General features: G+C 46.2%; 27 protein-coding genes. 17 read left to right on the top strand and 10 right to left on the bottom strand.

The window, feature by feature from the left end:
- Positions 1 to 5: 5 nt before the first annotated feature.
- The 9 genes from ABWW58_RS07510 (at position 6) to ABWW58_RS07550 (ending at position 7,211) form a co-directional block, all read left to right on the top strand.
- Entirely contained in the window at positions 6 to 716 is a 711-nt protein-coding gene (locus ABWW58_RS07510) for an HD domain-containing protein (RefSeq protein ID WP_353868534.1), read from the top strand.
- The gene (locus ABWW58_RS07515; RefSeq protein WP_353868535.1) at positions 709 to 1,332 is read left to right on the top strand and encodes an NUDIX hydrolase; all 624 of its coding nucleotides are present in this window, start codon (positions 709 to 711) and stop codon (positions 1,330 to 1,332) included. The genes ABWW58_RS07510 and ABWW58_RS07515 overlap by 8 nt, the downstream gene beginning before the upstream one ends.
- A 144-nt stretch (positions 1,333 to 1,476) precedes the next feature.
- Complete coding sequence (locus ABWW58_RS07520) at positions 1,477 to 2,148, top strand: queuosine precursor transporter (RefSeq protein WP_353868536.1); 672 nt, start codon at positions 1,477 to 1,479, stop codon at positions 2,146 to 2,148.
- A 12-nt stretch (positions 2,149 to 2,160) separates the two neighbouring features.
- The gene (gene queF / locus ABWW58_RS07525; RefSeq protein ID WP_353868537.1) at positions 2,161 to 2,649 is read left to right on the top strand and encodes a preQ(1) synthase; all 489 of its coding nucleotides are present in this window, start codon (positions 2,161 to 2,163) and stop codon (positions 2,647 to 2,649) included.
- A 30-nt stretch (positions 2,650 to 2,679) separates the two neighbouring features.
- Positions 2,680 to 3,369, top strand: coding sequence for a 7-cyano-7-deazaguanine synthase QueC (queC, locus tag ABWW58_RS07530; RefSeq protein ID WP_353868538.1), 690 nt, complete (start codon positions 2,680 to 2,682; stop codon positions 3,367 to 3,369).
- Between the two features lie 266 nt (positions 3,370 to 3,635).
- Positions 3,636 to 3,968 (top strand): hypothetical protein, encoded by a 333-nt coding sequence (locus tag ABWW58_RS07535; protein WP_353868539.1) that lies wholly within the window; start codon positions 3,636 to 3,638, stop codon positions 3,966 to 3,968.
- 78 nt (positions 3,969 to 4,046) lie between these two features.
- The gene (locus tag ABWW58_RS07540) at positions 4,047 to 4,427 is read left to right on the top strand and encodes a GNAT family N-acetyltransferase (RefSeq protein WP_353868540.1); all 381 of its coding nucleotides are present in this window, start codon (positions 4,047 to 4,049) and stop codon (positions 4,425 to 4,427) included.
- A 236-nt stretch (positions 4,428 to 4,663) separates the two neighbouring features.
- Positions 4,664 to 4,912 (top strand): hypothetical protein, encoded by a 249-nt coding sequence (locus ABWW58_RS07545; protein ID WP_353868541.1) that lies wholly within the window; start codon positions 4,664 to 4,666, stop codon positions 4,910 to 4,912.
- A gap of 307 nt (positions 4,913 to 5,219) precedes the next feature.
- Positions 5,220 to 7,211 carry a beta-glucoside-specific PTS transporter subunit IIABC gene (locus ABWW58_RS07550; protein ID WP_353868542.1) on the top strand — a complete coding sequence of 664 codons (1,992 nt, stop codon included), beginning with the start codon at positions 5,220 to 5,222 and terminating at the stop codon, positions 7,209 to 7,211.
- Between the two features lie 72 nt (positions 7,212 to 7,283).
- Here the strand turns inward: ABWW58_RS07550 and ABWW58_RS07555 are convergent, their stop codons facing one another.
- From ABWW58_RS07555 to ilvD, 3 genes are all read right to left on the bottom strand, one after another.
- Positions 7,284 to 8,255 carry a bile acid:sodium symporter family protein gene (locus ABWW58_RS07555; protein ID WP_353868543.1) on the bottom strand — a complete coding sequence of 324 codons (972 nt, stop codon included), beginning with the start codon at positions 8,253 to 8,255 and terminating at the stop codon, positions 7,284 to 7,286.
- Positions 8,256 to 8,668: 413 nt separating this feature from the next.
- A complete protein-coding gene (locus tag ABWW58_RS07560; RefSeq protein ID WP_353868544.1) occupies positions 8,669 to 9,646 on the bottom strand; it encodes a bile acid:sodium symporter family protein in 978 nt (325 codons plus the stop codon).
- 93 nt (positions 9,647 to 9,739) lie between these two features.
- On the bottom strand, positions 9,740 to 11,464 hold the full coding sequence (gene ilvD / locus ABWW58_RS07565; protein WP_353868545.1) for a dihydroxy-acid dehydratase: 1,725 nt from the start codon (positions 11,462 to 11,464) through the stop codon (positions 9,740 to 9,742).
- 426 nt (positions 11,465 to 11,890) lie between these two features.
- Here ilvD and ABWW58_RS07570 point away from each other — a divergent pair, with 426 nt between their 5' ends.
- The 4 genes from ABWW58_RS07570 (at position 11,891) to ABWW58_RS07585 (ending at position 15,342) form a co-directional block, all read left to right on the top strand.
- Positions 11,891 to 12,565 (top strand): YczE/YyaS/YitT family protein, encoded by a 675-nt coding sequence (locus ABWW58_RS07570; RefSeq protein ID WP_510770842.1) that lies wholly within the window; start codon positions 11,891 to 11,893, stop codon positions 12,563 to 12,565.
- Positions 12,555 to 13,346, top strand: coding sequence for a PHP domain-containing protein (locus tag ABWW58_RS07575; RefSeq protein WP_353868547.1), 792 nt, complete (start codon positions 12,555 to 12,557; stop codon positions 13,344 to 13,346). The genes ABWW58_RS07570 and ABWW58_RS07575 overlap by 11 nt, the downstream gene beginning before the upstream one ends.
- A gap of 115 nt (positions 13,347 to 13,461) precedes the next feature.
- Positions 13,462 to 14,754, top strand: a complete 1,293-nt coding sequence (locus ABWW58_RS07580) for an HD domain-containing protein (protein WP_353868683.1) — start codon at positions 13,462 to 13,464, stop codon at positions 14,752 to 14,754.
- Between the two features lie 66 nt (positions 14,755 to 14,820).
- Positions 14,821 to 15,342 carry a YwgA family protein gene (locus ABWW58_RS07585; RefSeq protein ID WP_353868548.1) on the top strand — a complete coding sequence of 174 codons (522 nt, stop codon included), beginning with the start codon at positions 14,821 to 14,823 and terminating at the stop codon, positions 15,340 to 15,342.
- A 65-nt stretch (positions 15,343 to 15,407) separates the two neighbouring features.
- Here ABWW58_RS07585 and ABWW58_RS07590 read toward each other — a convergent pair whose 3' ends face one another.
- From ABWW58_RS07590 to ABWW58_RS07600, 3 genes are all read right to left on the bottom strand, one after another.
- Positions 15,408 to 15,635 carry a YdbC family protein gene (locus ABWW58_RS07590; protein WP_093670821.1) on the bottom strand — a complete coding sequence of 76 codons (228 nt, stop codon included), beginning with the start codon at positions 15,633 to 15,635 and terminating at the stop codon, positions 15,408 to 15,410.
- A 50-nt stretch (positions 15,636 to 15,685) separates the two neighbouring features.
- Positions 15,686 to 15,916 (bottom strand): hypothetical protein, encoded by a 231-nt coding sequence (locus tag ABWW58_RS07595; protein WP_093670819.1) that lies wholly within the window; start codon positions 15,914 to 15,916, stop codon positions 15,686 to 15,688.
- Positions 15,917 to 16,137: 221 nt separating this feature from the next.
- Positions 16,138 to 17,337, bottom strand: coding sequence for a glutathione synthase (locus ABWW58_RS07600; RefSeq protein ID WP_353868549.1), 1,200 nt, complete (start codon positions 17,335 to 17,337; stop codon positions 16,138 to 16,140).
- Positions 17,338 to 17,631: 294 nt separating this feature from the next.
- On the opposite strand from ABWW58_RS07600, the gene ABWW58_RS07605 reads away from it, so the two are divergent.
- Positions 17,632 to 18,162 (top strand): YwhD family protein, encoded by a 531-nt coding sequence (locus tag ABWW58_RS07605; protein ID WP_353868684.1) that lies wholly within the window; start codon positions 17,632 to 17,634, stop codon positions 18,160 to 18,162.
- Positions 18,163 to 18,178: 16 nt separating this feature from the next.
- Here ABWW58_RS07605 and ABWW58_RS07610 read toward each other — a convergent pair whose 3' ends face one another.
- The 3 genes from ABWW58_RS07610 to ABWW58_RS07620 form a co-directional block, all read right to left on the bottom strand.
- Positions 18,179 to 18,646 (bottom strand): DMT family transporter, encoded by a 468-nt coding sequence (locus ABWW58_RS07610; protein WP_353868550.1) that lies wholly within the window; start codon positions 18,644 to 18,646, stop codon positions 18,179 to 18,181.
- A 24-nt stretch (positions 18,647 to 18,670) separates the two neighbouring features.
- Positions 18,671 to 19,117, bottom strand: coding sequence for a DMT family transporter (locus tag ABWW58_RS07615; protein ID WP_353868685.1), 447 nt, complete (start codon positions 19,115 to 19,117; stop codon positions 18,671 to 18,673).
- A 194-nt stretch (positions 19,118 to 19,311) separates the two neighbouring features.
- Positions 19,312 to 21,354 carry a transglycosylase domain-containing protein gene (locus tag ABWW58_RS07620; protein ID WP_353868551.1) on the bottom strand — a complete coding sequence of 681 codons (2,043 nt, stop codon included), beginning with the start codon at positions 21,352 to 21,354 and terminating at the stop codon, positions 19,312 to 19,314.
- 251 nt (positions 21,355 to 21,605) lie between these two features.
- Between ABWW58_RS07620 and ABWW58_RS07625 the strand changes: the two genes are divergently transcribed.
- Positions 21,606 to 22,034, top strand: coding sequence for a YwiB family protein (locus ABWW58_RS07625; RefSeq protein WP_353868552.1), 429 nt, complete (start codon positions 21,606 to 21,608; stop codon positions 22,032 to 22,034).
- A gap of 91 nt (positions 22,035 to 22,125) precedes the next feature.
- Positions 22,126 to 23,796, top strand: coding sequence for an arginine--tRNA ligase (gene argS, locus ABWW58_RS07630; RefSeq protein ID WP_353868553.1), 1,671 nt, complete (start codon positions 22,126 to 22,128; stop codon positions 23,794 to 23,796).
- A gap of 82 nt (positions 23,797 to 23,878) precedes the next feature.
- Here argS and ABWW58_RS07635 read toward each other — a convergent pair whose 3' ends face one another.
- Positions 23,879 to 25,093 (bottom strand): phospholipase D-like domain-containing protein, encoded by a 1,215-nt coding sequence (locus ABWW58_RS07635; protein ID WP_353868554.1) that lies wholly within the window; start codon positions 25,091 to 25,093, stop codon positions 23,879 to 23,881.
- 312 nt (positions 25,094 to 25,405) lie between these two features.
- Here ABWW58_RS07635 and rpoE point away from each other — a divergent pair, with 312 nt between their 5' ends.
- The gene (gene rpoE / locus ABWW58_RS07640) at positions 25,406 to 25,861 is read left to right on the top strand and encodes a DNA-directed RNA polymerase subunit delta (RefSeq protein ID WP_353868555.1); all 456 of its coding nucleotides are present in this window, start codon (positions 25,406 to 25,408) and stop codon (positions 25,859 to 25,861) included.
- Positions 25,862 to 25,978: the final 117 nt, after the last annotated feature.

The following is a 25,978-nucleotide window of genomic DNA, read 5'->3' on the forward strand; positions in this document are numbered from 1 at the left end:
ATGAAATGGATCTTGTCACGCGCACGGCGAATTATGTCCAAGAAAAATTTTATGGAGAAGGCAGTGGGCATGACTGGTGGCATATCCATCGTGTTTATGAGACGAGCATGCAGATTATGGCACACGAAGAGTCGAAGAGCATTAAAAAGGATATCGTCGCGCTCGCGGCGCTTTTACATGACATCGCTGATTGGAAGTTCAACGGCGGTGACGATGAGGCGGGTCCACGTGCAGCAGCGGACTGGCTCGAATCGCAAAATGCTGATGCCCGCGCCATCGAAGACGTGTGTACCATTATTCGCGAGCTTTCATTTAAGGGCGCCGGCGTGCAGACGCCGATGTCGAGCATGGAAGGTAAGATTGTACAGGACGCCGACCGGCTCGACGCGATTGGAGCCGTCGGTATCGCTCGGGCTTTTGCCTACGGCGGCTATAAAAAGAGAGAGCTGTTTGATCCGAATGTTCTGCCGGTCTCGCATCAAACGGCGGAACACTATAAAGCGCAGCAGTCAACAACGGTAAACCATTTCTATGAAAAATTACTGCTCCTTCGGGATCGTATGAACACGGAGACCGGAAAAAAACTTGCGGAGCAGCGCCATCATTTTATGATCAGCTTCCTGACTCGTTTTTTTGAAGAGTCCCATGAAACGAATTCTAAGCACGCGCAAATGCTTCAAACAAGGGTTGATAATGGAGGAAGTACCGATGAATGAGGAGCAGATTCGAATTTTCAACGAACAGGGAACACCAATTGGGATAAAAACGCGCGATGAGGCTCATAAGAAGGGCTGCTGGCATGAGACGTTTCATTGCTGGTTTGTGGAACAAACGGCAGCCGGCAGCTTCATTTTCATGCAGCAGCGTTGTCATGCGAAAAAAGATTTTCCAGACTTATACGACATCACGGCAGCCGGTCATATTAAGGCGGATGAAACGATTTCGGATGCCATTCGCGAGATTCATGAAGAACTTGGCGTGCCGGTTCAAATGGAGGAGCTGCTGCCGCTTGGCGTGATCCGGGATGAAATCGTGCAAGGCGATTTCATTGACCGCGAACGCTGTCATGTCTTTCTATGCGTCAATCACTATAAAATGAATGCGTTCAAGCTTCAAAAGGAAGAGGTTTCCGGAATTTATAAAGCCGCTTATCCGGATTTTGCAGCTCTTGTCCGGGGCGCAAAACAGGAGTTGGAGCTCGCAGGATTTGACGAATCGAACGGAGAGCGTGTTTGGCAGAAGCGAACCGTAGATCGGAAGCAGTGCGTGCCGCACAGTCCAAACTATTATATTCGTCTGATTGGTAAGCTGGCTCAGCTTCCCCTTTTTTAGTGAGATTTGCCAGTAGTTCGCAGAAAAAGATGCTTAATCTTCTTGTCAATCCGGCAAAGCAAATCTATAATCAAGAAGTTGCATGCTTGGCAGAGTTCGAAACCCTCCTCTGCCGTACCAAAAAAACTACGGGAGTGATCAGAAATGGATCAACAGCAATTGAAAGTGAACATTCCTTTCAAACTCATTATTTTATCAATGGTCTTTATGACCTGCCTCATTGCCGCGAACTTAGTCGCGTCAAAGCTTTTCTCCATCGGCGGCTACTCCATGACGTCGGGCATTATCATTTATCCGCTCACTTTTCTTGTACTCGACAGTATTACGGAATGCTGGGGCAAACCGGTCGCCCAAAAGATCGTATGGATCGGTCTGCTCGCCAATGTTCTGTTTACCCTGCTGCTTCAGGCGGCGATTCATTTACCTGCCGCGCCATTTTGGAAGGGGCAGGAGGCTTTTGCCGGAACGCTTGGCGCGATGCCGCGTATCGTTGCTGCCTCACTTTGCGGGTACAGCCTATCCCAAACACTCGATATTGCTCTGTTTGTCGGATTAAAGAAACGTACAAAGGGCAAGATGCTCTGGCTGCGCAGTCTGGCGAGTACGGCCATCAGCCAGCTTGCTGATTCGACCGTGTTCATGTTTGTCGGATTTGCCGGGATTCTGCCGGTAAGCGCAATTTTGACAACGATCGGCACTGAATATGTTCTTAAATTTTCCTATGCGGTCGTCGGCGTACCGATGATCTATTTGATTGTGCATTGGATTCGCGTGCGGAACACTATTCGGGGGGAAATGGTGTTAAATCAGGATTGAGAGGTGTTTGTAATGAGCGATCGAAAAAATGAAGGATTAACCCTGCTTGGGAATAAAGGGACAACCTACACGTTCGACTATGATCCGAACCTGCTGGAGACCTTTCAAAATCAGCATCCGGAGCGTGACTATTTCGTTAAATTTAACTTTCCGGAGTTTACGAGCCTTTGTCCCATTACCCATCAGCCGGATTTCGCAACGCTGCATATCAGCTATGTCCCGGCAGAACGCATGGTTGAGAGCAAATCACTTAAACTCTATTTATTCAGCTTTCGCAATCATGGCGATTTTCACGAGGATTGTGTGAATAACATTGCAGATGATTTGATTCAGCTTATGGATCCGAAGTACTTAGAGATCTGGGGAAAATTTCTGCCTCGCGGCGGCATCAGTATTGATCCGTACGTCAATTACGGAAAAAAAGGCACGCGCTGGGAACAAGTCGCTTTTGACAGGCTGAGCAAGCATGATCTGTATCCGGAACCTATTGATAATCGCTAAGGACAGCTTAATATAGAGGAGCGATCAATTGTGAAAAAAGCAGTTATTGTACTCAGCGGCGGACTCGACAGCACAACCTGTATGAGTATTGCTAAAAATGAAGGCTATGAACTCTGCCCGATCACGTTCTGTTATGGTCAGCGTCATCAGCGTGAAGTTGAGCAGGCGAAGAAAATTGCTGCGTTCTATGAGGTCGTGCACCACCGTATTGTAGACCTCGATTTTTTCAAACAGCTCGGTGGAAGCGCGCTGACCGATGCTTCGATACATGTTCCTGAGGACGGGGCGGAAGAGGGAATACCGGTGACCTATGTCCCTGCACGCAACATGATTTTCCTTTCACTTGCGACTGCCTACGCAGAGGTTATTGGCGCGGAAACAATTTTAACCGGTGTCTCCTCGGTTGACTACAGCGGCTATCCGGATTGCCGGCCTGAATTTATCCGAAGTATGAATCAGACGATTAATCTGGCGACAAAGATCGGTGTCAGTGCCCATCACTTGACGATTAAAACGCCATTGATGCACTTGACCAAAGCGGAAACTGTTCGCTTAGGCATGAAGCTTGATGCACCCTATCAATTGACTACTTCTTGTTACAATGGCGGGGAGAAAGCGTGTGGGACCTGCGATAGCTGCCGATTGCGGATCAAGGGCTTTAAAGATGCAGGATTGATTGATCCGATTCCCTATCAAATTGCAGTTGACTGGACGAACTAACTAAAAATAAAAGGCGAAGAGCAGAAGCGGATTCTGCTCTTTTTTCATGAACAGACCCGACCGTACCAAAATGACGCACGTTAGTTCAAAAAATCCTATCGATAATAGTGTGCGGACTGTCACAACGAATTGCTTATAAATGAACTAAAATGTAAATCAAACATTAATCCAGACGGCGGTTTCGTATAATCATTGACATAAGTTATCCTCGGAATCGTGTTGTATCTTTCATTCAGAAAACTGAGAACAGAGAGGGGCTCGCGCATATGATTCGGATGCTCACAAAAAAAGACAGAGATCTAGTCCTTACATTTGCCGGTGACCGGCCGGCAGAAAATCTATTTATTCTAGGAGACATTGAAGCTTTTGGTATGGAAGGCGACACGATCACTTTGTGGGGAGATTTTAATGAACAAGGTGAACTGCTTAGTATTTTGCTTCGTTATTTAGGTAATTTCATCCCTTATGCGCGCGATCCCGACCTTTTGGATGGTCATGCGTGGGCAAAAGTGATGCTGGAGAGTGGCAAGTTGAAGCATTTTTCCGGACTGCAGAATTTGGTGGAAAAGATTATTCCGCATATTGATGTACCGATTTAAAAAAAACAGTTATGCCACTATGCGAAACGGGATATCCGGCTTCCGATTGATCAGACGCTCGTTCGCAAAGATGTGAAGATGCTTTTCCCGGAAGAAGCGGAGAAAGTCGTTGCGCTGCGAAATTCACTATTTACTAATTATACCGAAACCCCATCAATGCTGCAGAAGAATATGGACAAGGGTAGTTCACGAACTTATTATATTGAAAGAAATAATGAACCGGTCAGCAGTGTCTCAACGGTGGCCGAGACAGCAGGTGCCGCGATGATCGTTGGTGTCTGTACAAAAAAGGAGTACGAACATCAAGGCTTTGCCACAAGCTGTCTGATCAAAACGATCGGTGCACTTACTGCAGAACATAAACAGCCGTGCTTATTTTACGACAACCCGGCAGCAGGACGAATTTATGAAAAGCTGGGCTTTGTGCCGATTGAAAAATGGATGATGGTTAAATATTAATAAAAATCTGATAATTAAGCGGAAAAATTCCGCTTAATTAGAAAATGCATGAAAAAATCGCTTAAATAGACGGAGAAATTCCGCTTATCGAATCGAAAAACGTGAAAATGATGAATTTTTCTGTGCATAACCGGAAAAATTACCCTTATATACCTGTGAAACAAGCGCCATAATGCATATAACCGGAAACTTTCCGCTTATTTTATTCCGGCCACGTTACTTAATCAAGGATCAAAATGATTCATGAACTAGAACTGTTTGTTCAAGACAAGCTTGATGATTCAAAACCGCATTTAGCGAAAGTCATCAGTGTCTTAGCTGAGAATCAGAGCGGAGGTGCGAGACGCCTGTGGGAGCGCAGGCCAAAGGAGACCCCGCAGATTACAGCCTGTCTGAGGAGGCTCCTGGACTGCCCGCGGCAAGCGAGCAACCGAATCGCCGATTCAGTACCGAAAAGACACGAACCCATGACACATGGCTGGTGATAAAGGACCGGGCGCTTTATATCCGGTTTTTCTTAGTTAAAAATTTCAGTTTATCGATGTGTGAAAAATAGGCTGATATAAAATATAATTTTATGAAAATTAATTTGACAAGAAAGCGTTTTTATTTTACACTAAATTTGCTCAATAAGTGATGGTTAACAGATTAACACAATCTTTAGTGGATTAATGACCTCCTTTATTATTGGAAAAAAAAGATACAAGCATTTTGTTTCAAAAATTTTTTTTTGATTTGAGCGAATCATTTATTGTCGTTCATTAGTGAAAACGGTTAATAGGAGGTTATTGAATGGGTAATAAGGATTATAGCCAATTAGCGAATGATATTGTCACTAATGTCGGAGGCAGGGAAAATGTCAAATCATTGATCCATTGCGCGACGCGGCTGCGTTTCAGGCTTAACGATCAAAGCAAGGCTAATAAGGAAGTCCTTGAAGAATTACCGAATGTGCTTACTGCGGTCAGCGCCGGCGGCCAATATCAGGTTGTTATTGGCGATGAGGTTGTGCCGGTTTATGAAGCGATCATGGACCAATATGGCTTTAGTGCGGTAGACAGCAAGTCACAGGATGCACAATCTGAATCTGATGGTGATGCTGCGAAGTCAGAGAACTGGTTTGAACGCTTTGTAGCTGTTATTTCTGGTATATTCACTCCATTTATCTCCGTGCTGGCAGGTGTTGGTGTACTGAAGGGTGTCGCAATACTCATTGCGACAATTGCTGCACACCTTGGCATGCATGTAGAAAATGCTCCAATTTATATAATAATCAATACGTTGGCGAGCGGCGTATTTACCCTTTTGCCGATCTTCATTGCGATAACCGCAGCAGACAAATTCAATACGAACAAGTACATTGCCGTTGCGCTTGCAGCTGCGATGATTTATCCGCTCACAGACGCTAAAATTCCGGATGTCGCTCATTTATGGGGTTATGCTGTTGATTTTAAAACGTATGGTGGCGCAGTTATTCCGACAATTCTTGCCATTTGGCTGGAAAGCCATATTGAACGCTGGTTTAAGAAGCGTCTGCCGGCCGTGACACAGCTTGTATTTGTCCCATTTCTAACATTAATTGTTGCCGGACTACTAACGTTCCTCGTCATCGGTCCGCTTGGAACGGCACTTGGTACGGGACTCGCGTACGGCTATAAATTTTTATATGAATTAAGCCCGTTGATTGCCGGGGGTATTCTTGGCGCGACCTTCCAGATCTTTGTTATTTTCGGCTTGCATTGGGGCATTTTGCCAATCTCACTGATCAATATACAAACATATGGTTATGATACGTTGCTTGCGGTCATGATGGTTGCCGTAGCCGGACAATTTGGTGCGGTATTTGGATCTATTTTTAAAGCAAAGAAACTGAAAAACAAAGAGATTGCGGTTTCAGCCGCGATCAGCGGATTTTTCGGGATTACTGAACCAGCTATTTATGGCATTAACTTAAAATATAAAAAAGGGTTTATTTTCGGTCTTGTTGGCGGAGCGCTAGGCGGGGCTGTTGTTAGTGCGGCGGGTGTTAAGTGCTTTAATTACACGCCAATTATGAATGTGTTCGAAATGCCACTTTTCATCGGTAAAAATTCGAGTATTGTGTGGGCATTTATCGGCTTTCTTGTAGCCCTGCTCAGTTCATTCCTGCTTGTTCTTATTTTTGGATTTAACGAAAGCAATACGGAGAAATTGTTTGCAAAAGTGACTTCGGGAAAGAAGAGCATCACCGAAAAGAAAACAGCCAAGCTCGGGTTAGACCATGTTGACGAAGCCGCGTCTGCTGTTGAATCGGCCGAGCCCGAAATAGATACAACGAATTTGACGCTGGCGGATACTGTATACAGCCCGATTGAAGGCAAGTCTGTGCCTCTATCGTCTGTTAACGATCCGGTATTCAGTTCCGGAGCGATGGGAAGTGGCGCCGCTGTCATTCCATCGGCAGGAACTTGTGTTTCTCCTGTTGATGGGGAACTCACCGTCGCTTTTCCAACGGGACATGCGTATGGAATTAAAGCCGAATCAGGGGCGGAGATATTGATTCACATTGGAATCAATACGGTTGAGCTCAAGGGTCGCTATTTTGATCCGAAAGTTGAGACCGGCGCTAAGGTGAAAAAAGGCGATATCTTAACGCTCTTTGAACCGGACAAGATCAAGGAAGCAGGTTATGATACAACGACGATGGTCATCGTCACAAATACGAATGATTATGATGCCGTTGTTCCACAGGTTAACGCAAGTGCTTCAGCAGATTCAGTGTTGATTCAAACGTACAAAAAATAATGGATAAAAGAAAAACAAAGTCCGTGGGCTAATTAAGCTTACGGACTTTGTTTTGGAGTGATTTAGTTTAAATTAGATCGGATCAGGTGCCTGGTCTGTTTTCAAAGTATCCCCATGCATCTCTTTTTTCGCCCAATGGGAGGCAAGCATCGGTCCAGAAATATTTTGCCAGACACTGAACAGCGTGCCGGGTATCGCGGCTGCCGGCGAGAAAAAGAGCACCGCAAGGGATAGCCCAAGCGCGGAGTTCTGTGTGGCGACCTCAAAGGTGATTGCCCTGCTTTTTACATGACTCACGCCAAACAGCTTACTGACAAAGAAGGCGAGTACCGATCCGAGTACATTGATGAGCATGACAATGGGAATCAGAATAAGCATGCCCGCCGCGAACAGATTTGCGCTGTTTGCGGCAACTACACCGCCAATGATGAGCAGAATTGACACGGTTGAGACGAGTGGAAGTGCGGAAGTTGCCTTTCTGACCTTGGTGCCCAGAAACGTATTGATAAGCAATCCGAGAAACACCGGCAACACAACAACTTGAAAAATATTTATAAATAATGACAATGTCGGGATATGCACCCAATGACCGGCAAATAGGAGCAACAGTATCGGTAGTAGGATGGGCGCGAGGAATGTTGTAATCGTGCCGATCGAAACGCCAAGCGCAACATCGCCTTTTGCAAGATAACACATCACGTTAGCCGCTGTTCCGCTTGGACAACAACCAACAAGAATAACACCGGCCGCTATTGCGTCGGGCAGTTGGAAGAGCGCGCAGACGGCTACAGAGAGCAGCGGCATAATCAGGTAGTGGGCGACGACTCCCAAGGTGACTTCTTTCGGCGATTTGAACACGCCGGAAAAATCCGAACGTTTAAGCGTCATACCCATTCCGAACATGACGATACCAAGTAAGTAGGGAACATAAGGAACGACCCATGTGGCAAGACTTGGGCGAAAATAGGCAATGGTGGCGGCAGCGAGAACAAACCATACAAAGTGGGCGTTTAAATAGCGCCCGATCGTGATGATATGCTTCATGAAAATTCTTCCCTTCTGTTTTCGTCTACTGTAGTTGTTAACTTCTTTCATACCAAGGATTGCTTGTTTTCTCCAAATTCATTCACACAGGCACTCCTTTCTAAAAAACTAGAAAAAGCGCCCGTTCGCAGTTGTGAACGGGCGCTTTTCCAGGTCCCATTCATGTCAATGAGGACCCGGACAAACGTTATTTTTTTAACGGATGCCTTAGGTCCTAGCTGATCAAGATGACATTGACTCGCGCGCTGAATAGGTACATAACGATGAAAACCCCTTGCAGAATAAATTTGGTTTCGTTACTATAACATCCGCGATTAATAAAGTCAACGCAATTCTGCATCTTCTGAATGCATGATTTTCAGCCGGACAAAGACGATCCGAAGTTGCTGATTTAATTGTTGAGAAGCAACTGTTTACTGTGTTGTAACTGCTTCGGCATTCGGTGCTTTTGTTTCGGATTTTTGCTTGCTTGCCCAAAACGAGGCAAGCAGTGACCCGGACATGTTGTGCCAGATGCTGAACAGCGTCGCAGGTATCGCAGCCATGGGCGAGAAAAATGCCATGGCGAGCGCGACACCAAGTGCTGAATTCTGCATGCCGACTTCGAAAGTTATGGCACGGCTTTTCGGATGATTCATGCCGAGCAGGCGGCTGAAAAGGAATCCGAGTGCATAGCCGAGCAGATTATGCAGCATAACGACCGGTATGATGATCAGTGTGCTTGCCGTTAACAAATCGCCATTCTTGTTTGAAGCGGCAACTACACCGCCGGCGATGAGGATAATTGCAACGGTGGATACGAGCGGCAGGGCTTGGGTGACCTTGTGCACTTTCTTACCGAAGAAAGTGTTCACAAGAACGCCAAGAACAATCGGTACAATAACAATTTCGACAACACTGACAAAAAGAGAGGCAGTCGGAATCTTCACCCAGTGTCCGGCGAGCAGCCAAAGCATCAGTGGCAGCATAACCGGAGCGATTAAAGTCGACACGGCACCAACGGAAACGCCAAGTGCGACATCTCCTTTTGCGAGAAAACACATAACGTTTGAAGCGGTACCGCTCGGGCAGCAGCCGACGAGAATAACACCGACGGCGACAGCCGGAGGCAGTCTAAATGCATAGCAGAGGACAAAGGCGACGAGCGGCATGATCAAATAGTGCGCGCAGACGCCGACAATGACATCCTTCGGTCGTTTGAACACATCGGCGAAATCAGTTTTTTTCAATGTCATTCCCATGCCGAACATGATAATTCCGAGTAAATAGTTGATGTAGGGAAGGACCCATGTGATGAAGCTTGGTTGAAAATAACCGACAGCAGCTGCTGCCAAAACGAATAATGAGAAATATTTTCCTAGAAACTGTCCAGTAGCAACAATCGCTTTCATGAATAAAGACATCCTTTCTGTTTTCGTGCATCCTTGTTATTTTTTTAATTAATAAGGGGCGATGATCTCTGTCTTTAAAAATGACCCCGAATTTTAGTCGCTGACAGACTCTTTTTCTTTTGTATCAGCCTCTGACCATGCTTCAGGCAAACGCATGACGCCGCCGGTGTGCGCGGAGGTAACGAGTGCCGCGTAACGGGCAAGGTAACCGGAACGAACCTTTGGAACAAATGGCTTTAGTTCTTTACGCCGCTCAGCAAGCTCTGCGTCGGATACGGCGAGATGAACGGTTCGATTGACCAAATCAATGGTGATGGTGTCTCCGTCTTGAACGAGCGCAATAGGCCCGCCGGCTGCGGCTTCAGGCGAGACATGGCCGACTGAGATGCCGCGCGTCGCGCCGGAAAAACGTCCATCGGTGAGCAGAGCGACATCTTTGCCGAGTCCGCGGCCGACAATCGATGAAGTAGGTGCAAGCATCTCCGGCATTCCAGGGCCGCCTTTCGGACCTTCGTAACGAATGACAACAACATGGCCTTTACGGACGGTATGATTGTCAATGGCTTCAACGGCTTCATCGTGAGAATTAAAGCAGATGGCTTCACCGGTAAACGTCTTGACGGAAGGATCCACACCGCCTGCTTTAATGGCAGAGCCTTTTGGCGCGATGTTTCCAAAGAGAATGGAGAGACCGCCTGTTTTGCTGTAGGCATGATCTAGCGGATGAATAACGTTCGGATTCTTAATCTTCGCATTTGCAACATTTTCGTGAATCGTTTTGCCGGTCACCGTGATTCGTTCAGGGTGTACAACATTGCCCATATCAACAAGTGTTTTGATAATTGCCGACATACCGCCTGCATCGTGGACATCTTTCATTGAATAAGAGGAGCTTGGTGCGATTTTTGCAAGATAAGGAACTTTTTCAGCAACCTTATTGATTCGATTCAGGTCATAGTCGATACCGGCTTCTGATGCGATGGCCAGCATGTGAAGAACGGTATTGGTTGATCCGCCCATAGCCATATCAAGAGCAAACGCGTCATCAATTGCTTCCGAGGTGATAATGTCGCGTGGACGAACATTGTTTTTTACAAGATCCATTAATCGAACAGCGGATTCCCTGATGAGATCGCGGCGTTCATCGGAAGTTGCTAAAGCCGTTCCGTTTCCAGGCAGGGCGACGCCGATCATTTCCATCAGACAGTTCATGGAATTGGCCGTGAACATACCGGCGCAGGATCCGCAAGTCGGGCAAGCTGTTTTTTCTAGATCGAGGAATTGCTCTTTGGTCATTTGGCCTTCTTTAAAAGCACCGACGCCTTCGAAAACGGAGGATAGTGTCAATGCCTTGCCTTGTGCCGATAATCCCGCCTCCATTGGCCCGCCTGAACAGAATATTGCGGGTACATTGGTTCGTACAGCAGCGAGCATCATGCCCGGTGTGATTTTGTCGCAGTTCGGAATATAGAAAACACCGTCGAACCAGTGGGCGTTAATCATCGTCTCAGCTGCGTCTGCGATCAACTCACGACTTGGGAGCGAATAGCGCATGCCGATGTGGCCCATCGCGATGCCGTCATCAACGCCGATTGTATTAAATTCAAACGGAATTCCGCCGGCCTCTCGAATCGCTTTCTTTGCGACATCGGCAAGTTCGCGAAGATGCACATGTCCAGGAACAATGTCTACATAAGAGTTGCACACCGCGATAAACGGCTTATGCATGTCCTCCTCATTTTTTATCATGCCTGTTGCTCTGAGCAGGCTGCGTGCGGGTGCGCGATCCACGCCTTTCTTGATTTCATCACTTCTCAAATTCTCTCATCCTTTCTGTTTTTAAATCTGTGGAACGAAAAAACTCCCATTCATAAAAGAATGGGAGTTCTGTCCGACTCCCACCTACGCCAAGGAGGACCCGGACAATCGTTTAATTTTCAGCGATTGCCAAGGCCCTAGATAATAATCAAGACTCGTAGGTAGGATAGGAAAGACATAATAATCAACCTTTTCAAATAAATAAAAAATTTGGTATGACAAAATATAACACTAGTATCGATATCCGTCAACCCAACATGGGAAAAAGTAGGTCGCTGATCTAAGTGAGATTTAATTTTCTGTATGCGTTGTTTCAATGACTAATTAAACTTATACTGAAAGGATATTAAGTAAAACAGGTGCACTAAATGACATGATTGGTTGGAATGATTTATCGCAGATACAGGGGGAACATTTTTGAAACTCATGGTTAACTTGGCTAAACTGTTTATCGGACTTTTTTTGTTCGCGCTTGGCGCCGTCTGCACCATCAACGCGAATCTGGGCTTGCAGCCATGGGATGTACTGCATCAAGGCCTCTCAAGAACATTCCCAATTACCATTGGTTTGGCCAATATTCTGGTAGCCTTATGTATTGTCATCCTGAACAGAATTTTTGGTGAGAAGATTGGATTCGGCACGTTGGCGAATATGCTTTTTATCGGGCTGTTTATGGATTTGCTGCTCCTCAATCATCTTGTTCCGATTGCGCACCATTTCTATGCGCAACTGCTTATGATTTTCGCAGGATTGATCATTATCAGCTTCGGAACCTATCTGTATATGAGTGCGGGGTTTGGCGCCGGCCCAAGGGACGGGCTTATGGTGGTGCTCGCGCGTAAGACCGGACAGTCGGTTCGCGTGGTTCGTACAGTGAACGAAGGTGCGGCTCTAGTGTTTGGCTGGCTTTTAGGAGGCTCTGTTGGGATTGGAACAGTGATCATGGTATCGCTGATCGGCATTTTTGTTCAAGGAGTTTTCAAAATTTGCCGCTTTGACGCGAAGAATGTTCGTCATGTCTATCTGGATCGGCAAATGGTCAACAGAATTTTGAATAAAAGTAAATCGGTAATTGGAGGAACGGATCAACATGGCCTTTGATACGCATAATCACACCCATTTCTCATTCGATGCGGAAATGGACATTCAAGAAGCGCTTCAGGAAGCGGCGCGCTATCATTTAAATTTGGTTCTTACAGAGCACTATGATTTAAATGAGCGCCAGGACGACGGTGCTCCCGTTGACTTTGAGATTAGTAACTATTTTGAGACCTATTCCGCCTATCGTGGCGAGCATCTTTTATTAGGTATTGAACTTGGGTTGGATAATAGGCAAGACTATGTCGCACGCAATCGTGAAATTGTTGCCGCTCATCCGTTTGATATGGTTATTGGCTCGGTACATAATTTGCAGGATTATGACATGTACACGGATCGCGGGAAAAATTTTCTCACCAAACAGGATTTTTTTACACAGTATTTAATCTATGCGGAGCACACGATTCATCGCAATCCGTACATCGATACATTTGGTCACATTGACTATCCATGCCGTTATCTAAGCTATTCGGACAACGTGCTTCGGTATGAAGATTTCCCGCTGCTGATCGATAATTTTCTCAGCACACTGATCGAAAATGATATCTGCCTGGAAATTAATTTGCGCTTGATCGATCAGGACGGGTTTAGGGAAGGCCTTGAAAGTATTGTGCGTCGGTATCGCGAATTAGGCGGGCAATATGTAACGATTGGCGGGGACAACCACGGGCCCGAAACTATTGGTGTCAAGTATCCTCTGGGTGCGGCGATGGCAAAAGAATATAAGTTGACACCGGTCTATTTTAAGAACAGGAAACGGATTGTGGACGAACCGATGAATTGAATCGGTATATGTCCCGCTTTCAATCTAATCCGGTAACGGTATAATGAGTACAGAACCTCGCGACTTGTGGAGCTGGGAACGGACCTGAGCAAGGAGCAAATAGGACGTGGTGGCATTGACCCGATCATATCAAAAATTGAATGAAGAAAAGGTGTTTAAAGATCCGGTACATCGCTATATTCATGTCCGTGATCGACTAATCTGGGACTTGATCGGGACACCTGAATTTCAACGCTTAAGGCGGATTCGGCAGCTCGGTACGACTTTTCTGACCTTTCATGGCGCGGAACACAGTCGTTTTGGCCATTCACTGGGTGTCTATGAAATTGCCAGACGAGTCATTGATATTTTCAAATATAGAAATCATTGGGATGATTCGGAGACGATGATCGCACTCTGCGCCGCGCTGCTCCACGATGTGGGGCATGGACCGTTTTCGCATTCCTTTGAGAAGGTGTTCGGTACCAATCATGAAGAGTATACGCAAAAGATTATACTCGGCAATACGGAAATTCATCGGCTGCTTGAACAGCAAGGTCAGGGGTTTGCGGAAAAAGTGGCTGATGTCATTGGTAAAACGTATCCAAACCGCCTCGTTGTCAGCCTGATTTCAAGTCAAATTGATGCCGACCGTATGGATTATCTTCTTCGTGATGCTTATTTTACCGGCGTCAGCTATGGCCATTTTGATATGGAGCGTATTTGGCGAGTAATGCGCACTCAGGATGACCAAATTATTTTTAAACTATCGGGGATGCATGCGGTGGAAGACTATATCATGAGCCGCTATCAGATGTACTGGCAAGTGTATTTCCATCCGGTCACGCGGAGTGCGGAGGTCATTCTTACGCAAATTCTTCACAGAGCGAAAGTGCTCTATAAACAAGGCTTCCACTTCAAATATGCGCCGCATCCGCTGATTAAAATTTTTAAAGGGAAGATGACGCTTCAAGATTATTTAAAATTAGACGAATCGGTTATCCTTTATTTTTTCCAAGCTTGGCAAGAAGAAGAGGACGCTATTCTTAGCGATCTATGCTTTCGGTTCATGAATCGCCGTCTTTTTAAGTATGTTGAATTCACACCTTCACTGATCGGCTTTAAGGATCGGCTGGTGGAAGCGTTCAGGGACGCAGGCATTGATCCGGATTACTATTTGGAAGTGGATTCGTCGTCAAATTCTCCGTATGATCTGTATCGGCCGGGCGAGGAAGGGGAGCGGCAGCCGATTCAACTTCTGATGCCGGATGGAACACTGCATGAACTCTCGCAGGAATCTGATGTTGTGGGTTCGATTACCGGAATGCGTCGAACAGATTGCAAGCTGTACTACCCGAAGGACAGAATTCTTGATTTGCCGGAGCATTCACCGTATCGAAAAACAATTCAAGACATTTTAGGCATCTAAGAAACAGCATAAAAGGAGCATTTTTAATCGAGTATTTGAGATCATGTTACATGGGGGAAATGAAACATGTTGGAAGACCACGCAATAATTGCCGCATTAATTCAACAGTCAGGTAGAAACTCCGGACGCAAGAAACTGCAGAAATCCATTTATATTTTTCAGAGACTCGGCTTTCCATTTCACCAGATTTTTCATTTTCATTTCAACGGTCCTTATTCTGAAGAATTATCGGTACAACTTGAGGAATTATGCGATTTTGGCTTTTTGATTGAAGATCGGGAAGAGACTCAAAATAAAGATGAGACATGCTCTTATCGCATTTCAGAGGCGGGTCTGGATTTCTTGTCTCATTACAAAAACGTTCTGCCCAATATGCACGGTCTTACACAACACGTCGTAGCTCAAGAAACTTGGTTTCTTGAATGTGTCGCTACACTCCTTTATTTTGACTATTTGCCGCGCGTTGAAGCAGTAGAAAAGGTGAAAGCACTTGAAAAACGGACGATGAACGAGGATTTTGATCATGCGTTAGCATTCATTGACGAGCTTCGTTCCCTTCAGTCGGCTGAGTGTCCTGCGCTGCGCTGAAGATCTGAAACATCAAAATTGGGAAAGGCGGATGGCCACTTGCCATCCGCCTTTTGCTGCCTGATTCAGTTTAATTCTTCAAGCTGATTAAGTAAAAGTTTCAGAGCTTTCATCTCATCCACACTGAGCGTAATGCCCTTGCCCATTTTCTCCCCGTCAGGCGCCCAATCTCTTAGATCATATTTCGGGGCGCGTCCGTTCCAACTGATCATATTCAGCTGCTTCGACCATCCGTTGGGTGACTCATTCACCGTCCCGATCTTCTTCACGAGTTCAAATTGAATACTGCTCATTTACTGTCCCCCTGCCCAAAGATCATTCATTTAAACAGATGATACCGCATTCACAAGAGCACAAAATGTTCATGGAACCAAGAGCCGCCACTTAGGATCTCATTGCTGTCGGCGATAATGTGCGGCTCGCCTTCTTCATCCTGCGTGACTAAATGCCCTTCATTATCTTGTTCAGCCATGTAAAAATTGTTCACTTTGAAAAGCAGCCGTGATTCCATGAAATCTGTAGGGATTTCGACTGTCTCTCCATATACATTTTTGATGCATCTGATCAGGACCATACGTTACGAATCCTCCACAAAACAAAAGTACCATGTCCAATTTTCGTAAGTAAAGGCTTGAAGCCATTTCATCACGAGAAACAATTTCTGCGCGTTTGGGACATTTCTACTTTAAGAATAAAGGCTGTCTCCATTTTTGGCAATGGCTGGAATAAAGGAGAGATATAGGAAATCATCTTGACTATGCGTTCGTCTCATTGTGGCAAACGGTTAAATGCTTGTTAATGAGCTGAGCGACAGGGGGAAAGGTACGCATTTTTCATTTGTCTTGCCCAATGCATCGCTGCCGACGGATCGCGCTTGAGCTCGGAATGAACGCGTGCGGCATAACTTTTTGAACGATCAATCCAGCGTGCTCGTGCGTCGTTTAGTGCCGATTCATAAGCGGCAGGGAGGCTTTGGCTGCGTGTGAACGTAACTAAAGCATCGAACAGTGCATTCATTTTAACGCTAAACGAGTCGGTGACCGTGCATAACGCTGCTTCATCTGATCGCGCATTCGCTTCTTTTTGGTCTTCTCTTGTAAACTCACTAGCGTCACTTTGTGCACACCAGAGCAGGTAGAGATGCATCAAATACAGATCGTTTGGATTGATTCCCGCACGAAAAAGTGGATTGAGATCGGCAATCCTCAGTTCGATCCTACCCGCTTTCGGTGCGTTCACAAGATCTTCAAAGCCTGTTCCTTTAATTCGGACGAGCTGATAGAGTTCGCGTGGACTTTCAATCACGCCTCTTTCTACGGCGTCGCGAAGCGAGTCAATGTAATGCTGAGGGCTTGAGTAGTCTGGATACACGGGTTCAAGATTTTTGTATCCATGCGTGCTTAGTCGTACGGAACGATAAGAGATCGACTCGATTCGTTCCGGACTTGCCGAGAGCAGATGAACAAGAAAATAGCGATGCCGCAGAGCATTTGCGACTAGATTCAGATAAAAGCGGTTGCATGCATCCTGATTTGGAAATAGATGGTCAGGAAAAGAAAAATTAAAATGAATACCACAGTAGAGTTGTTTAATGCGCCCGTATTTCTTCGAGAGGTAGACGCGGTAGTCCGTTTTATCTTGCCCTTTGCGACCAAAATCCGCGATCGGAATCTGGTCTTCTGCCGGTAATAACGAAGGAGGGGTACTCAGCGGCCATAGTAATTCATCGTTAATCCCCGTATAAATTGTCTTGGTCAACCGTTTTTCATGCGCAAACAGTTCCTGCACGGAATGCGCAACGGGAGTGATCAACTCAATCTGACTCTCAGAAAAATCAGTTGTAATTTCAGAATTAGTCAGCTTGTCACCGAACGCAAGGGGGTGCGGTGTCAGCGCCAGCGTACCGCGTGGATCGATTCTTAAGTTCTCACGTTCCAAACCAAAGCGTCCATCTGCGGATACTTGAGTGATCGTGAATGGCTTTTTATTGCGCATGGTGTTCCCCTCACATTCTTTTAGAAAACTTGACTTCATCGTTGCTCATAGGAGGTGAGCAACGACAGACGATCAGATCGTTCACTAATATTGAGTCTATAGGATGCGGCGCTTTGAATCAATTAATTAGATCAGGGCGTTTGTCACAACCTAATTTACAACGGTTTTTATGGCATCTGACGCATAGGATGCTTGATTTGAGCAGATGGTGCAGGGATGATCTGCTCGTCAATTGGGCGTTGCCGGAGCGCATGTGATAAACTAACAACAGTGAGATTAATCACGTCTGAAAGGGTGACTAATTTGGATATTTTTCATCAGGATGGAAAAAAATCAGGCTTTAATATAATTAAAGGCGATTCGACAAAAGGCCATGGCGGTTTTGGCGCCGGGTTGATCAATTTGGACACTATATCTCCAGTCATCATTGACGTGGAAGAAGGCAAAGCGGAAGTTGACATAGGTGCGCTCCACGCGCGCAGCGCTATTGAACGCAGAATCCGTTTTTCGGCAAATAAGGACGATCTGCAAGGCGGGGGGAAAAAATATTGGCTTGTCTGGGTAAATACGGAAGTGACCAAAGAAGGACCGCGTTACTCAGGAGCCGGCGCCGCCGAAATGATTATCCATCGGGAGATCAAACGCGGTTATAAGGTACTGGCGGATCACGTTAATAAAATGGACAAAGCGCTCAAAGGAAAAGTGATGCTGGATGATATGGATGCCAAATCAAAAAAGGTACTTCGTGAATTTTTGATCAGCGTTGCGCCTGAGCAATGGGAACGAGCTAATCCGGATTTGAAGGCATCGCTCACGGCTGAATGAACGGGTCACAGGCGCATTAGTACTGTTGAATCAGCAAAATACCGGCGATCATTAATACAAGACCCGCCGCGCGTGGCCAATTCATTTTATGCTTCGCGACGCCAAACCAACCGAAGTGATCGACGGCTATGGCGACGATCATCTGACCGCAGAGTACCGAAACAACAGTTAGCGCCGATCCAAGCACAGGCAGCAGCAAAATGTTAGACGTGACAAAAATGACGCCGAGCATTCCGCCGATCCAAATCCACTTTGGCGCGCGCGGAATTAGTTTTAGATCCATCGTCATTTTGCGGTCGATGATCAGCGTGACAAGCACAAGGATGCATGTGCCGGTCATGAATGAGATGAGTGACGCAAGAAAAGGCGACTGGACGGCATAGCGCAGTTGGGTGTTTATCGATGTCTGAACCGGTGATACCATTCCTGCGGCGAGCCCCCAGATGAGAAATAGTACTGTTACTGTGAATTTTTTACGCTTCATAATGGTTCTCCTTAATAGTTCTCCTTAATAGTTCTTGATCAAAAAAACGCCGCCGAGCATGCAGACAATCCCGATCAGGCGCGGAATGTTCAGTTCATGAATGGGCACGTTGAACCAGCCGAACTGATCAATTGCAATGGCCATGATCATTTGACCGATAAGTGTGATTACAACGGTCAGCGCCGCACCTAGTTGAGGAAGCAGCAGAATGTTCGAGGTCAGGTAGAAAACCCCGAGCGCGCCACCGGTCCAGATCCACCACGGGTTATTGTGGAAACTATCCGGAGCGAAGGTGAGTTTATGATCAATAACCAGAGATAGGATAACCAGAGTCAGTGTTCCGGTAAAAAATGACAGAAACGAAGCCATGAAGGGCGACCCGACTTCAACGCCTAGTCTGGAATTAATAGAGGTCTGTACAGGAATAATACCGCCGGCAATCAATCCGCCAATTAAAAATAAAATAATCATCATAGATCACCTCTTTTTTGCTCGGTGATCTAAGTATAAGAGAAGAACATCGTGATTGAGAAATAAAATGACCTCAACTAGAACTTTTAATCTGCATTCAAAAAAGCAACAGAACTTGTCCGAACTTTATATCGGAAGTTCCTGTTGCTTTTTAGTGAGCTCAAAAGCGGGCGTTGTCTTCGTTCACATCATTGCTATTTCCACCAATGGAACAGGCGGTCAAGCATGCTGCGTGGCTTCTTTTTCTTTTTGATGGCTTTTTCGGCTTTCGATTGACCGCAGTACGCGGTCGGTTCAGTTCCTTTTACAAAATAAGTGGGTCGTCCGGTGCATCCTTTGCCAGCGCGAAGGCCGCTCTTCGGGTCAATACTGACGCTAACGACGCCTTTAGGCGGTTTGAATGCATTCTTTGGTGTTCCTTCGAGCGCTGATTCCATAAAATGACTCCAAATTGTTTTCGCATAGCCGGTGTCCGGATATGTACTGATGGTTTCGCCTTTGTCATAGCCGACCCAGACCGAGGCGACTAAATCGGGTGTGAATCCTGCCATCCAACTGTCTGCTGATGTCGATCCGGTTTTTGCGGCGATTTTGTGCGTCAGCAATCCTGCTACCGGGCTACCCGTCACCCGCGTGTATCCATTCAGCCGTTTATCAAAGATACCGGTCATCATCTGAGAGAGAACGTAGGATGTTTGACGATTCAGCACTTGCTTTTTCTTTGGCGCCCATTCATAAAGCGTTCGTCCTGCATGATCAGTCACGCGTGTAATAAGCGCCGGGTGAACACGCGCGCCCTCATTGGCGAAGGTCGCGTAGCCGCGGGTGAGCTCAAGAACGCTTACCGGCTTTGAACCTAAAGCCAGAGAGGGAATTGGCGCAAGCGCGCTCGAGATTCCGGCTTGGCGGGCAGCTTGGACTAAGTGCTGCATGCCAATTGCTAAATGTGTCTTTACGGCAAAAATATTATCGGACAGGGCAAGCGCTTGCGCCATGGTAATCGGTTTGTCCGCATAATAGCCGCCGAAATTGTTCGGCGCGTAGTCGGAATGGCCATTGTCAAAGGTGAATGCCGTTGGCGCGCTCTTTAAACGAGTCGCCGGTGTGAAGCCATTCCGTAGAGCCGCATAATAAAGAAACGGTTTAAACGCAGAACCCGGCGCGCGCTTTGCGCTTACTGCCCGGTTATAGGAACTGCTTTGATAGTCACGACCTCCGACCATCGCTACGACACCACCGGTTTTCGGATCCAAAGCAACCAGCGCTGTTTGAATTTTTGATGAATCCGGTATGGTATGCTTGATCCAAAATTCTGCCGTTTCTTGTGTTTCGTTATCGAGCGTTGTGTAGACCTTGAGCCCGCCGGAGGCCAATTCTTTTTGGCTGATGTGCAGATGCTCCGTCAGTTCGTGCCTAACTGCGTCTTGAAAATAAGGTGCTTTCTCTGCTTCTTTTTTGTCCGTGCGTACCAGCTGAAGCGGCGAATGGTATGCGATTTCAGCACGCTTTTTTGTGAGATAGCCGCTTTTTACCATCGTGTTCAAAACAACCTTTTGCCGCTTTTTAGCCAAATCGTAGTTCAGAAAAGGCGAATAAAGGCTGGGGCCGTTTGGGATTCCGGCCAGCATGCTGGATTGAGCAAGGCTAAGATCTTCTGCACGCTTGTTGAAATATACATGTGCGGCGGCTTCAACTCCGTATGCACCATGCCCGTAATAGATTGTATTTAAGTAGCCTTCAAGAATCTCTTTTTTCGATTCATTCATTTCAAGACGAACAGTGTAGAACATTTCGGAGAATTTGCGCAACCATGTTTTGTCGTTGGATAAAAACAGGTTTTTCGCATACTGCATCGTGATTGTGCTTGCGCCCTGAGCTTTACTTAAGCTGCGCATATCGACAAAGGCGGACTGAGCGATTCGCTGAAAATCAAACCCATGGTGGTGGAAGAAGCGGCGATCTTCGATGGCAAGCGTTGCCAGTTTGATCGAAGGCGCCATGTTGTCACTGCTTACCCATTGTCTGTTGGTCGTATCCCATTTTCCAATGAACTTGCCGCTGTTGTCATAGATAACGGCAGGACGCGATGCCGGAATATCCATCGGTCCGGCAATCTTTGCCGACAAGAGAAGTATAGCAACGCAGAGCAGCAGAAGTATAGGAAAAAATGCGGCGATGCGGACGCCCCATCGCGTGATTACGTTCTTCCTTTTTCGGATCCTCATGTCGAAACGCATGGATCAGCACCCCCTCAATCCGAAAAGCAGGCAGCCATGACAGCGCCGTGTGTGTCTTTGTTTTTACCATTCATTATGGATGAAACCGCCGTTTTCTAAACCTTGCGAATCGAAAAAGACGAATTAAGGTATAAATACGAGAAAAAAATAGAATCCTTGGAAAAATAGCCGGGTTAACCTTGCCCAGAGATAGTCAATCTTTTATAGTAGTATAAGTATGAACACATGCGGTTACGAAAGAAGGCTGCTGAATGAAGACGCGTGATGCTGAAATCGTTTTTATAAGCCGAATCTGTGATCCCGGACAGTCTAGGAAGCAGCAGAAGACGACTGCTGTTCTTCAGGGGAGGGTCGGTAGAAGCGGATCAAGTCTGTATCTAGTTTTTAGCGCTGAAATCGCAGATGTCGGGCCTGCCGATTACACGATTCGAGTCGGCGACAAAGAAGCACTTATTATACGCAAGGGCGCTTCTCCGATGAGGCAGCCGCTCATGATCGGACAGACAATGACCGGCACTTACGGCACGCAAATCGGTCATATGGAAACGAAGGCGAGCGCCGAGATTATTGATAGCGATACCTCAGGCGATTCAGGGGCGGTGCGACTTGTCTACGACTTAAGCGTTGCGGATCAATCGGTGGGCAAAGTGTTGCTTGATTACCGCTATAAGATCGGTTAAAGCCAAGCTGAGAACAGCGGTTTCCGGAAATGATACCACATAGAATACAATGCGAGATATGCGCCAGACGCAATTTTGGAGGTTATATAAGATGACGATCGTTGAGCAAGTCAAGCATCAATTAAAGGAAGAGATTGTAGAGGCGGTGATCAAGGCGGGTCTTGCCACCCCGGAGCAAGTGCCGGATGTAGTACTTGAAGCGCCGAAAGACAAGTCGCACGGCGATTTTGCAGCCAATATGGCGATGCAGCTCGCAAGAATTGCAAAAAAGGCGCCGAGGAAAATCGCCGAAGAATTGATTGCGAGCTTTGACAAGGAGAAAGGTCATATTCGCAAGATCGAGATTGCGGGACCCGGATTCATCAACTTCTTCCTAGATAATCACTATTTAACGAATTTGATTCCGACAATTATCGAGGCAGGCGATTCTTACGGTGCTTCAAACAGTGGCGCCGGGAAGAAGGTCCTCGTCGAATTTGTTTCTGCAAATCCAACCGGCAGTCTTCACCTTGGCCACGGTCGAGGTGCGGCGGTCGGCGATGCGTTGTGCAAGCTGCTGAACAAGGCCGGCTACGATGCCGTACCGGAATATTACATCAACGATGGCGGAAATCAGATTGCCAATTTGGCGGTTTCACTGGAAGCCCGTTATCTTCAGCAATTAGGAAGGAGCGCGGAGATTCCGGAAAATGGCTATCACGGCAAGGATATCATTGAACTGGCGAAGCAGCTGGTTGATAACTATGGTGATGCTCTGTCAGCGAAACCTGCTGAAGAACGAAGCCGCTTCTTCCGGAATTTTGGTGTTGAGCACCTCATGCGCGGAATCAAAAAAGATCTTGGAGACTTTCGTGTCCATTTTGACAACTGGTTCTCCGAACGTTCTCTTTATGAGGATAATAAGATTGAGCCTGTTCTTGAGTATCTTAAAAATAAAGACGAGGTTTACGAAAAAGACGGAGCGTTGTGGCTGAAGACATCTGAATATGGCGACGACAAGGATCGAGTGCTTGTTAAATCGGACGGCAGCTACACCTATTTCACGCCGGATATCGCGTACCACAAAAACAAGCTTGATCGCGGGTTCGAACAGTTGATTGACGTGCTTGGCGCAGATCACCACGGTTATGTGCCGAGACTGAAAGCGGCGATTCAATCGCTTGGTTACAATCCTGACCAATTAACGGTACAGATCATTCAGCTGGTTAACCTATTCAAGGATGGCGAGAAGGTCAAGATGAGCAAGCGTACAGGTAAAGCGGTCACGATGCGCGAGTTGATGGAGGATGTGGGTGTTGACGCCGCACGTTATTTCTTCGCCATGCGCAGCTCGGACAGCCATCTTGATTTTGACTTGGACCTGGCGATTTCGCATTCGAATGAAAACCCGGTATACTACGTTCAATATGCATATGCACGAATCACCAGCATGCTGAAACGGGCGGAGGCTTTTGAACATGATAACGCCGCGGAGCTTGACCTGAACCTGCTCACAGGAGATAAGGAAATTGATTTGCTGAAGAAGCTGGGTGATTTTCCTGCAGTTGTCGCGGACAGCGCGGAGAAGTTGGCGATCCAGCATATTCCGAACTATTTGTATGACCTGGCAGCTTGCCTGCACAGTTTCTACAACGCTGAAAAAGTGCTTGACGAAAATAATGTGCTGCTTAGCAAGGCGAGAGTCGCTCTAATGAAAGCTGTTCGTATTACGCTTAAAAACGGAATGGAACTGATCGGTGTTAACGCACCGGAAAAAATGTGAACAAAAGAATGGATTAAGTAAAAACAGCCTCCAATCCTTATCAGGAGGCTGTTTTGTATGCAGAGCGAGGCAGAGCGTTTGTTTAAAGAAAGTAGCTGAACCACGCGCACACTTTGGTTTTTAATTTAGCCCAAGGTGAGCGACGGGCCAATTGGTCGTAAGGAATGGAGACGGATTTGTCTTTCATTTCCTTTTTCAATTGTACCAGTGCTTGGTGGACGAGTTCAGGATCCTCAGTGAATCCTGATAGCTCATCGTTCCAAAACAGACTGCGCTGATCAAAATTTGCCGTACCAAGATAACATAGTCTGCGGTCAATAATGAAAACCTTCGAATGATAAAATCCTTGGTAAAAATGGAAAAGCTCGGCACCTTTTTTCAAGAGCGGTTCAAGGTATTGATATGAAGCCGGTTGAACAAGCGCGTGGTCCTTTTTCATTGGTAAGAGAATGCTCAACTTAACTCCGTGCTCCACGCGGTTGACGAGCACGTCCATGAGCCGCTTGCTTGGTACAAAATAAGGAGATCCGATCACGATGGATGTTTGGGCACTGCTCAATTTATCAACAAAGCAGGTTTCAAGCTGTTTGCCGTCCGTTCCAATCAGTGTCAGAGGTGATGGTCCTTTAGCAACCGCTGGGAAATAGGTACTGTTCTTGAGAAGATCTGCGTGGGTTGCTTTTTTCCAGTCTTCAAGGAACAAACGCTGAAGTTCGGGAACGCTCTCGCCTTCGATTTTTAAATGGTTGTCATGCCATGGTCCCATTTTCGGGTTGCGGCCGATATAGTCGCGACTGACATTGTAGCCTCCGAAATAGCCGATTTTTCCATCGATAATCATCATCTTTCTATGGTTGCGATGGTTTAGGTAATAAAAGGTGAATGGAAAAGTTGGTTTTCCTGAGAAAGCAAGCTGAACGCCTGCTTTAACGAGTTCTGCTCTTTTTTTTCTTAGTGCGAAACTGCTAAGGGCGTCGACAAGCAATCGGACTTCGACGCCGTCTGCCGCTTTTCTTTTTAAGAGGTTGATCCATTCTTCCCCTACATCGTCTGCGATAAAGATAAAAAAGGAAAGATGAATATGATACTTGGCATTGCTGATGGTTCGCTTCATTTCTTCGAAGAGCGCATGACCATTTGTGTAATAGCGGAAATTGTTAAGTCCGGTTATTGGATTGCGCTCGGCAATTAAGGGCCGTTTCGATTTTAATCCCGCGTGAATGTCGAACAGGACCAAGGCAAAAAAGAGAATGGTGAGTGCAAAAAAAATGATGAGTAGTTGGACGAATGGGTGCATCATCGTTCCTCCGATCAACTAGGCGTATAATTTGCGCCGGTTATCATTTAATATATCCCAATTTTATCGTTGTATCTTGTTTTACTGAGAATTTTTTTGACTAGACTTGATTTTAATCCATGAACGGATTATTGTATTTATTGTATAACCTTACAATGAGTCTCAGTGTGCGTACTTCCGTGACGGACGTCCAAATAGATTTTTTGGATAAACGATTTGCGGGATTTTTTTCAGCATTCAGAAGTCTTGCGTTAGAAAAACCTACTGCAGGGCGGATGTTAAAGCCTTGATAAGGTATGATAAAGGGAAAGGATGTTTCCATTGACAGAACACGTGGTTGAAAAAGCGAAGGTTGACCAATTCTATGATATATTGTCCCAGTCGAAAGAACCGAAAACTTTCTATGAACTGACCGACATGGTTTATAAAGACGGCGAAGTTGAGGCTGATGGCGGCGAATCACTGGCTCGTCTTTATACAACGTTGATTCTTGACGGACGTTTTCTGAGCGTTGGTCATAACCTCTGGGCGCTGCGCAACTGGTACCCGCTGGAACAACGCGAGGATGATATCGCTAAAACACTCGGGGACAGCCATCATGAGAAGCATAAGGTAGCGGATGATGGATTTGATGATTATGACGAAGATGATGAAGAAGAAGATTTAGATGAAGACAATGATACAGACGATGACAACGATGATGATTTTGAAGATGACGATGTGAAAAGAATTAAGCGTAACGCGATTATTGATGATGAAGAAGAATAAACTTACGACCGTACGGATGTGCCTTTTGCATCGCAAATAAGCTAGAATACAGAGTCAATGGAATGGAGCACAACCCAATCTTATTTCATCGAATCATGCAGGGGCTTTTTTCCTGTA

The organism is Sporolactobacillus caesalpiniae (assembly GCF_040513385.1).
Lineage (GTDB): Bacteria > Bacillota > Bacilli > Bacillales > Sporolactobacillaceae > Sporolactobacillus.

What these genes read in the sequence shown, in the direction of transcription:
- ABWW58_RS07510 (WP_353868534.1), top strand. Translation starts at nt 6, where the DNA reads ATGGATCTTGTCACGCGCACGGCGAATTATGTCCAAGAAAAATTTTAT.
- ABWW58_RS07515 (WP_353868535.1), top strand. Translation starts at nt 709, where the DNA reads ATGAATGAGGAGCAGATTCGAATTTTCAACGAACAGGGAACACCAATT.
- ABWW58_RS07520 (WP_353868536.1), top strand. Translation starts at nt 1,477, where the DNA reads ATGGATCAACAGCAATTGAAAGTGAACATTCCTTTCAAACTCATTATT.
- queF (WP_353868537.1), top strand. Translation starts at nt 2,161, where the DNA reads ATGAGCGATCGAAAAAATGAAGGATTAACCCTGCTTGGGAATAAAGGG.
- ABWW58_RS07535 (WP_353868539.1), top strand. Translation starts at nt 3,636, where the DNA reads ATGATTCGGATGCTCACAAAAAAAGACAGAGATCTAGTCCTTACATTT.
- ABWW58_RS07540 (WP_353868540.1), top strand. Translation starts at nt 4,047, where the DNA reads ATGCTTTTCCCGGAAGAAGCGGAGAAAGTCGTTGCGCTGCGAAATTCA.
- ABWW58_RS07545 (WP_353868541.1), top strand. Translation starts at nt 4,664, where the DNA reads ATGATTCATGAACTAGAACTGTTTGTTCAAGACAAGCTTGATGATTCA.
- ABWW58_RS07550 (WP_353868542.1), top strand. Translation starts at nt 5,220, where the DNA reads ATGGGTAATAAGGATTATAGCCAATTAGCGAATGATATTGTCACTAAT.
- ABWW58_RS07555 (WP_353868543.1), bottom strand. Translation starts at nt 8,255, where the DNA reads ATGAAGCATATCATCACGATCGGGCGCTATTTAAACGCCCACTTTGTA.
- ABWW58_RS07560 (WP_353868544.1), bottom strand. Translation starts at nt 9,646, where the DNA reads ATGAAAGCGATTGTTGCTACTGGACAGTTTCTAGGAAAATATTTCTCA.
- ABWW58_RS07570 (WP_510770842.1), top strand. Translation starts at nt 11,891, where the DNA reads ATGGTTAACTTGGCTAAACTGTTTATCGGACTTTTTTTGTTCGCGCTT.
- ABWW58_RS07575 (WP_353868547.1), top strand. Translation starts at nt 12,555, where the DNA reads ATGGCCTTTGATACGCATAATCACACCCATTTCTCATTCGATGCGGAA.
- ABWW58_RS07585 (WP_353868548.1), top strand. Translation starts at nt 14,821, where the DNA reads ATGTTGGAAGACCACGCAATAATTGCCGCATTAATTCAACAGTCAGGT.
- ABWW58_RS07590 (WP_093670821.1), bottom strand. Translation starts at nt 15,635, where the DNA reads ATGAGCAGTATTCAATTTGAACTCGTGAAGAAGATCGGGACGGTGAAT.
- ABWW58_RS07595 (WP_093670819.1), bottom strand. Translation starts at nt 15,916, where the DNA reads ATGGTCCTGATCAGATGCATCAAAAATGTATATGGAGAGACAGTCGAA.
- ABWW58_RS07600 (WP_353868549.1), bottom strand. Translation starts at nt 17,337, where the DNA reads ATGCGCAATAAAAAGCCATTCACGATCACTCAAGTATCCGCAGATGGA.
- ABWW58_RS07610 (WP_353868550.1), bottom strand. Translation starts at nt 18,646, where the DNA reads ATGAAGCGTAAAAAATTCACAGTAACAGTACTATTTCTCATCTGGGGG.
- ABWW58_RS07615 (WP_353868685.1), bottom strand. Translation starts at nt 19,117, where the DNA reads ATGATTATTTTATTTTTAATTGGCGGATTGATTGCCGGCGGTATTATT.
- ABWW58_RS07620 (WP_353868551.1), bottom strand. Translation starts at nt 21,354, where the DNA reads ATGCGTTTCGACATGAGGATCCGAAAAAGGAAGAACGTAATCACGCGA.
- ABWW58_RS07625 (WP_353868552.1), top strand. Translation starts at nt 21,606, where the DNA reads ATGAAGACGCGTGATGCTGAAATCGTTTTTATAAGCCGAATCTGTGAT.
- argS (WP_353868553.1), top strand. Translation starts at nt 22,126, where the DNA reads ATGACGATCGTTGAGCAAGTCAAGCATCAATTAAAGGAAGAGATTGTA.
- ABWW58_RS07635 (WP_353868554.1), bottom strand. Translation starts at nt 25,093, where the DNA reads ATGCACCCATTCGTCCAACTACTCATCATTTTTTTTGCACTCACCATT.
- rpoE (WP_353868555.1), top strand. Translation starts at nt 25,406, where the DNA reads ATGTTTCCATTGACAGAACACGTGGTTGAAAAAGCGAAGGTTGACCAA.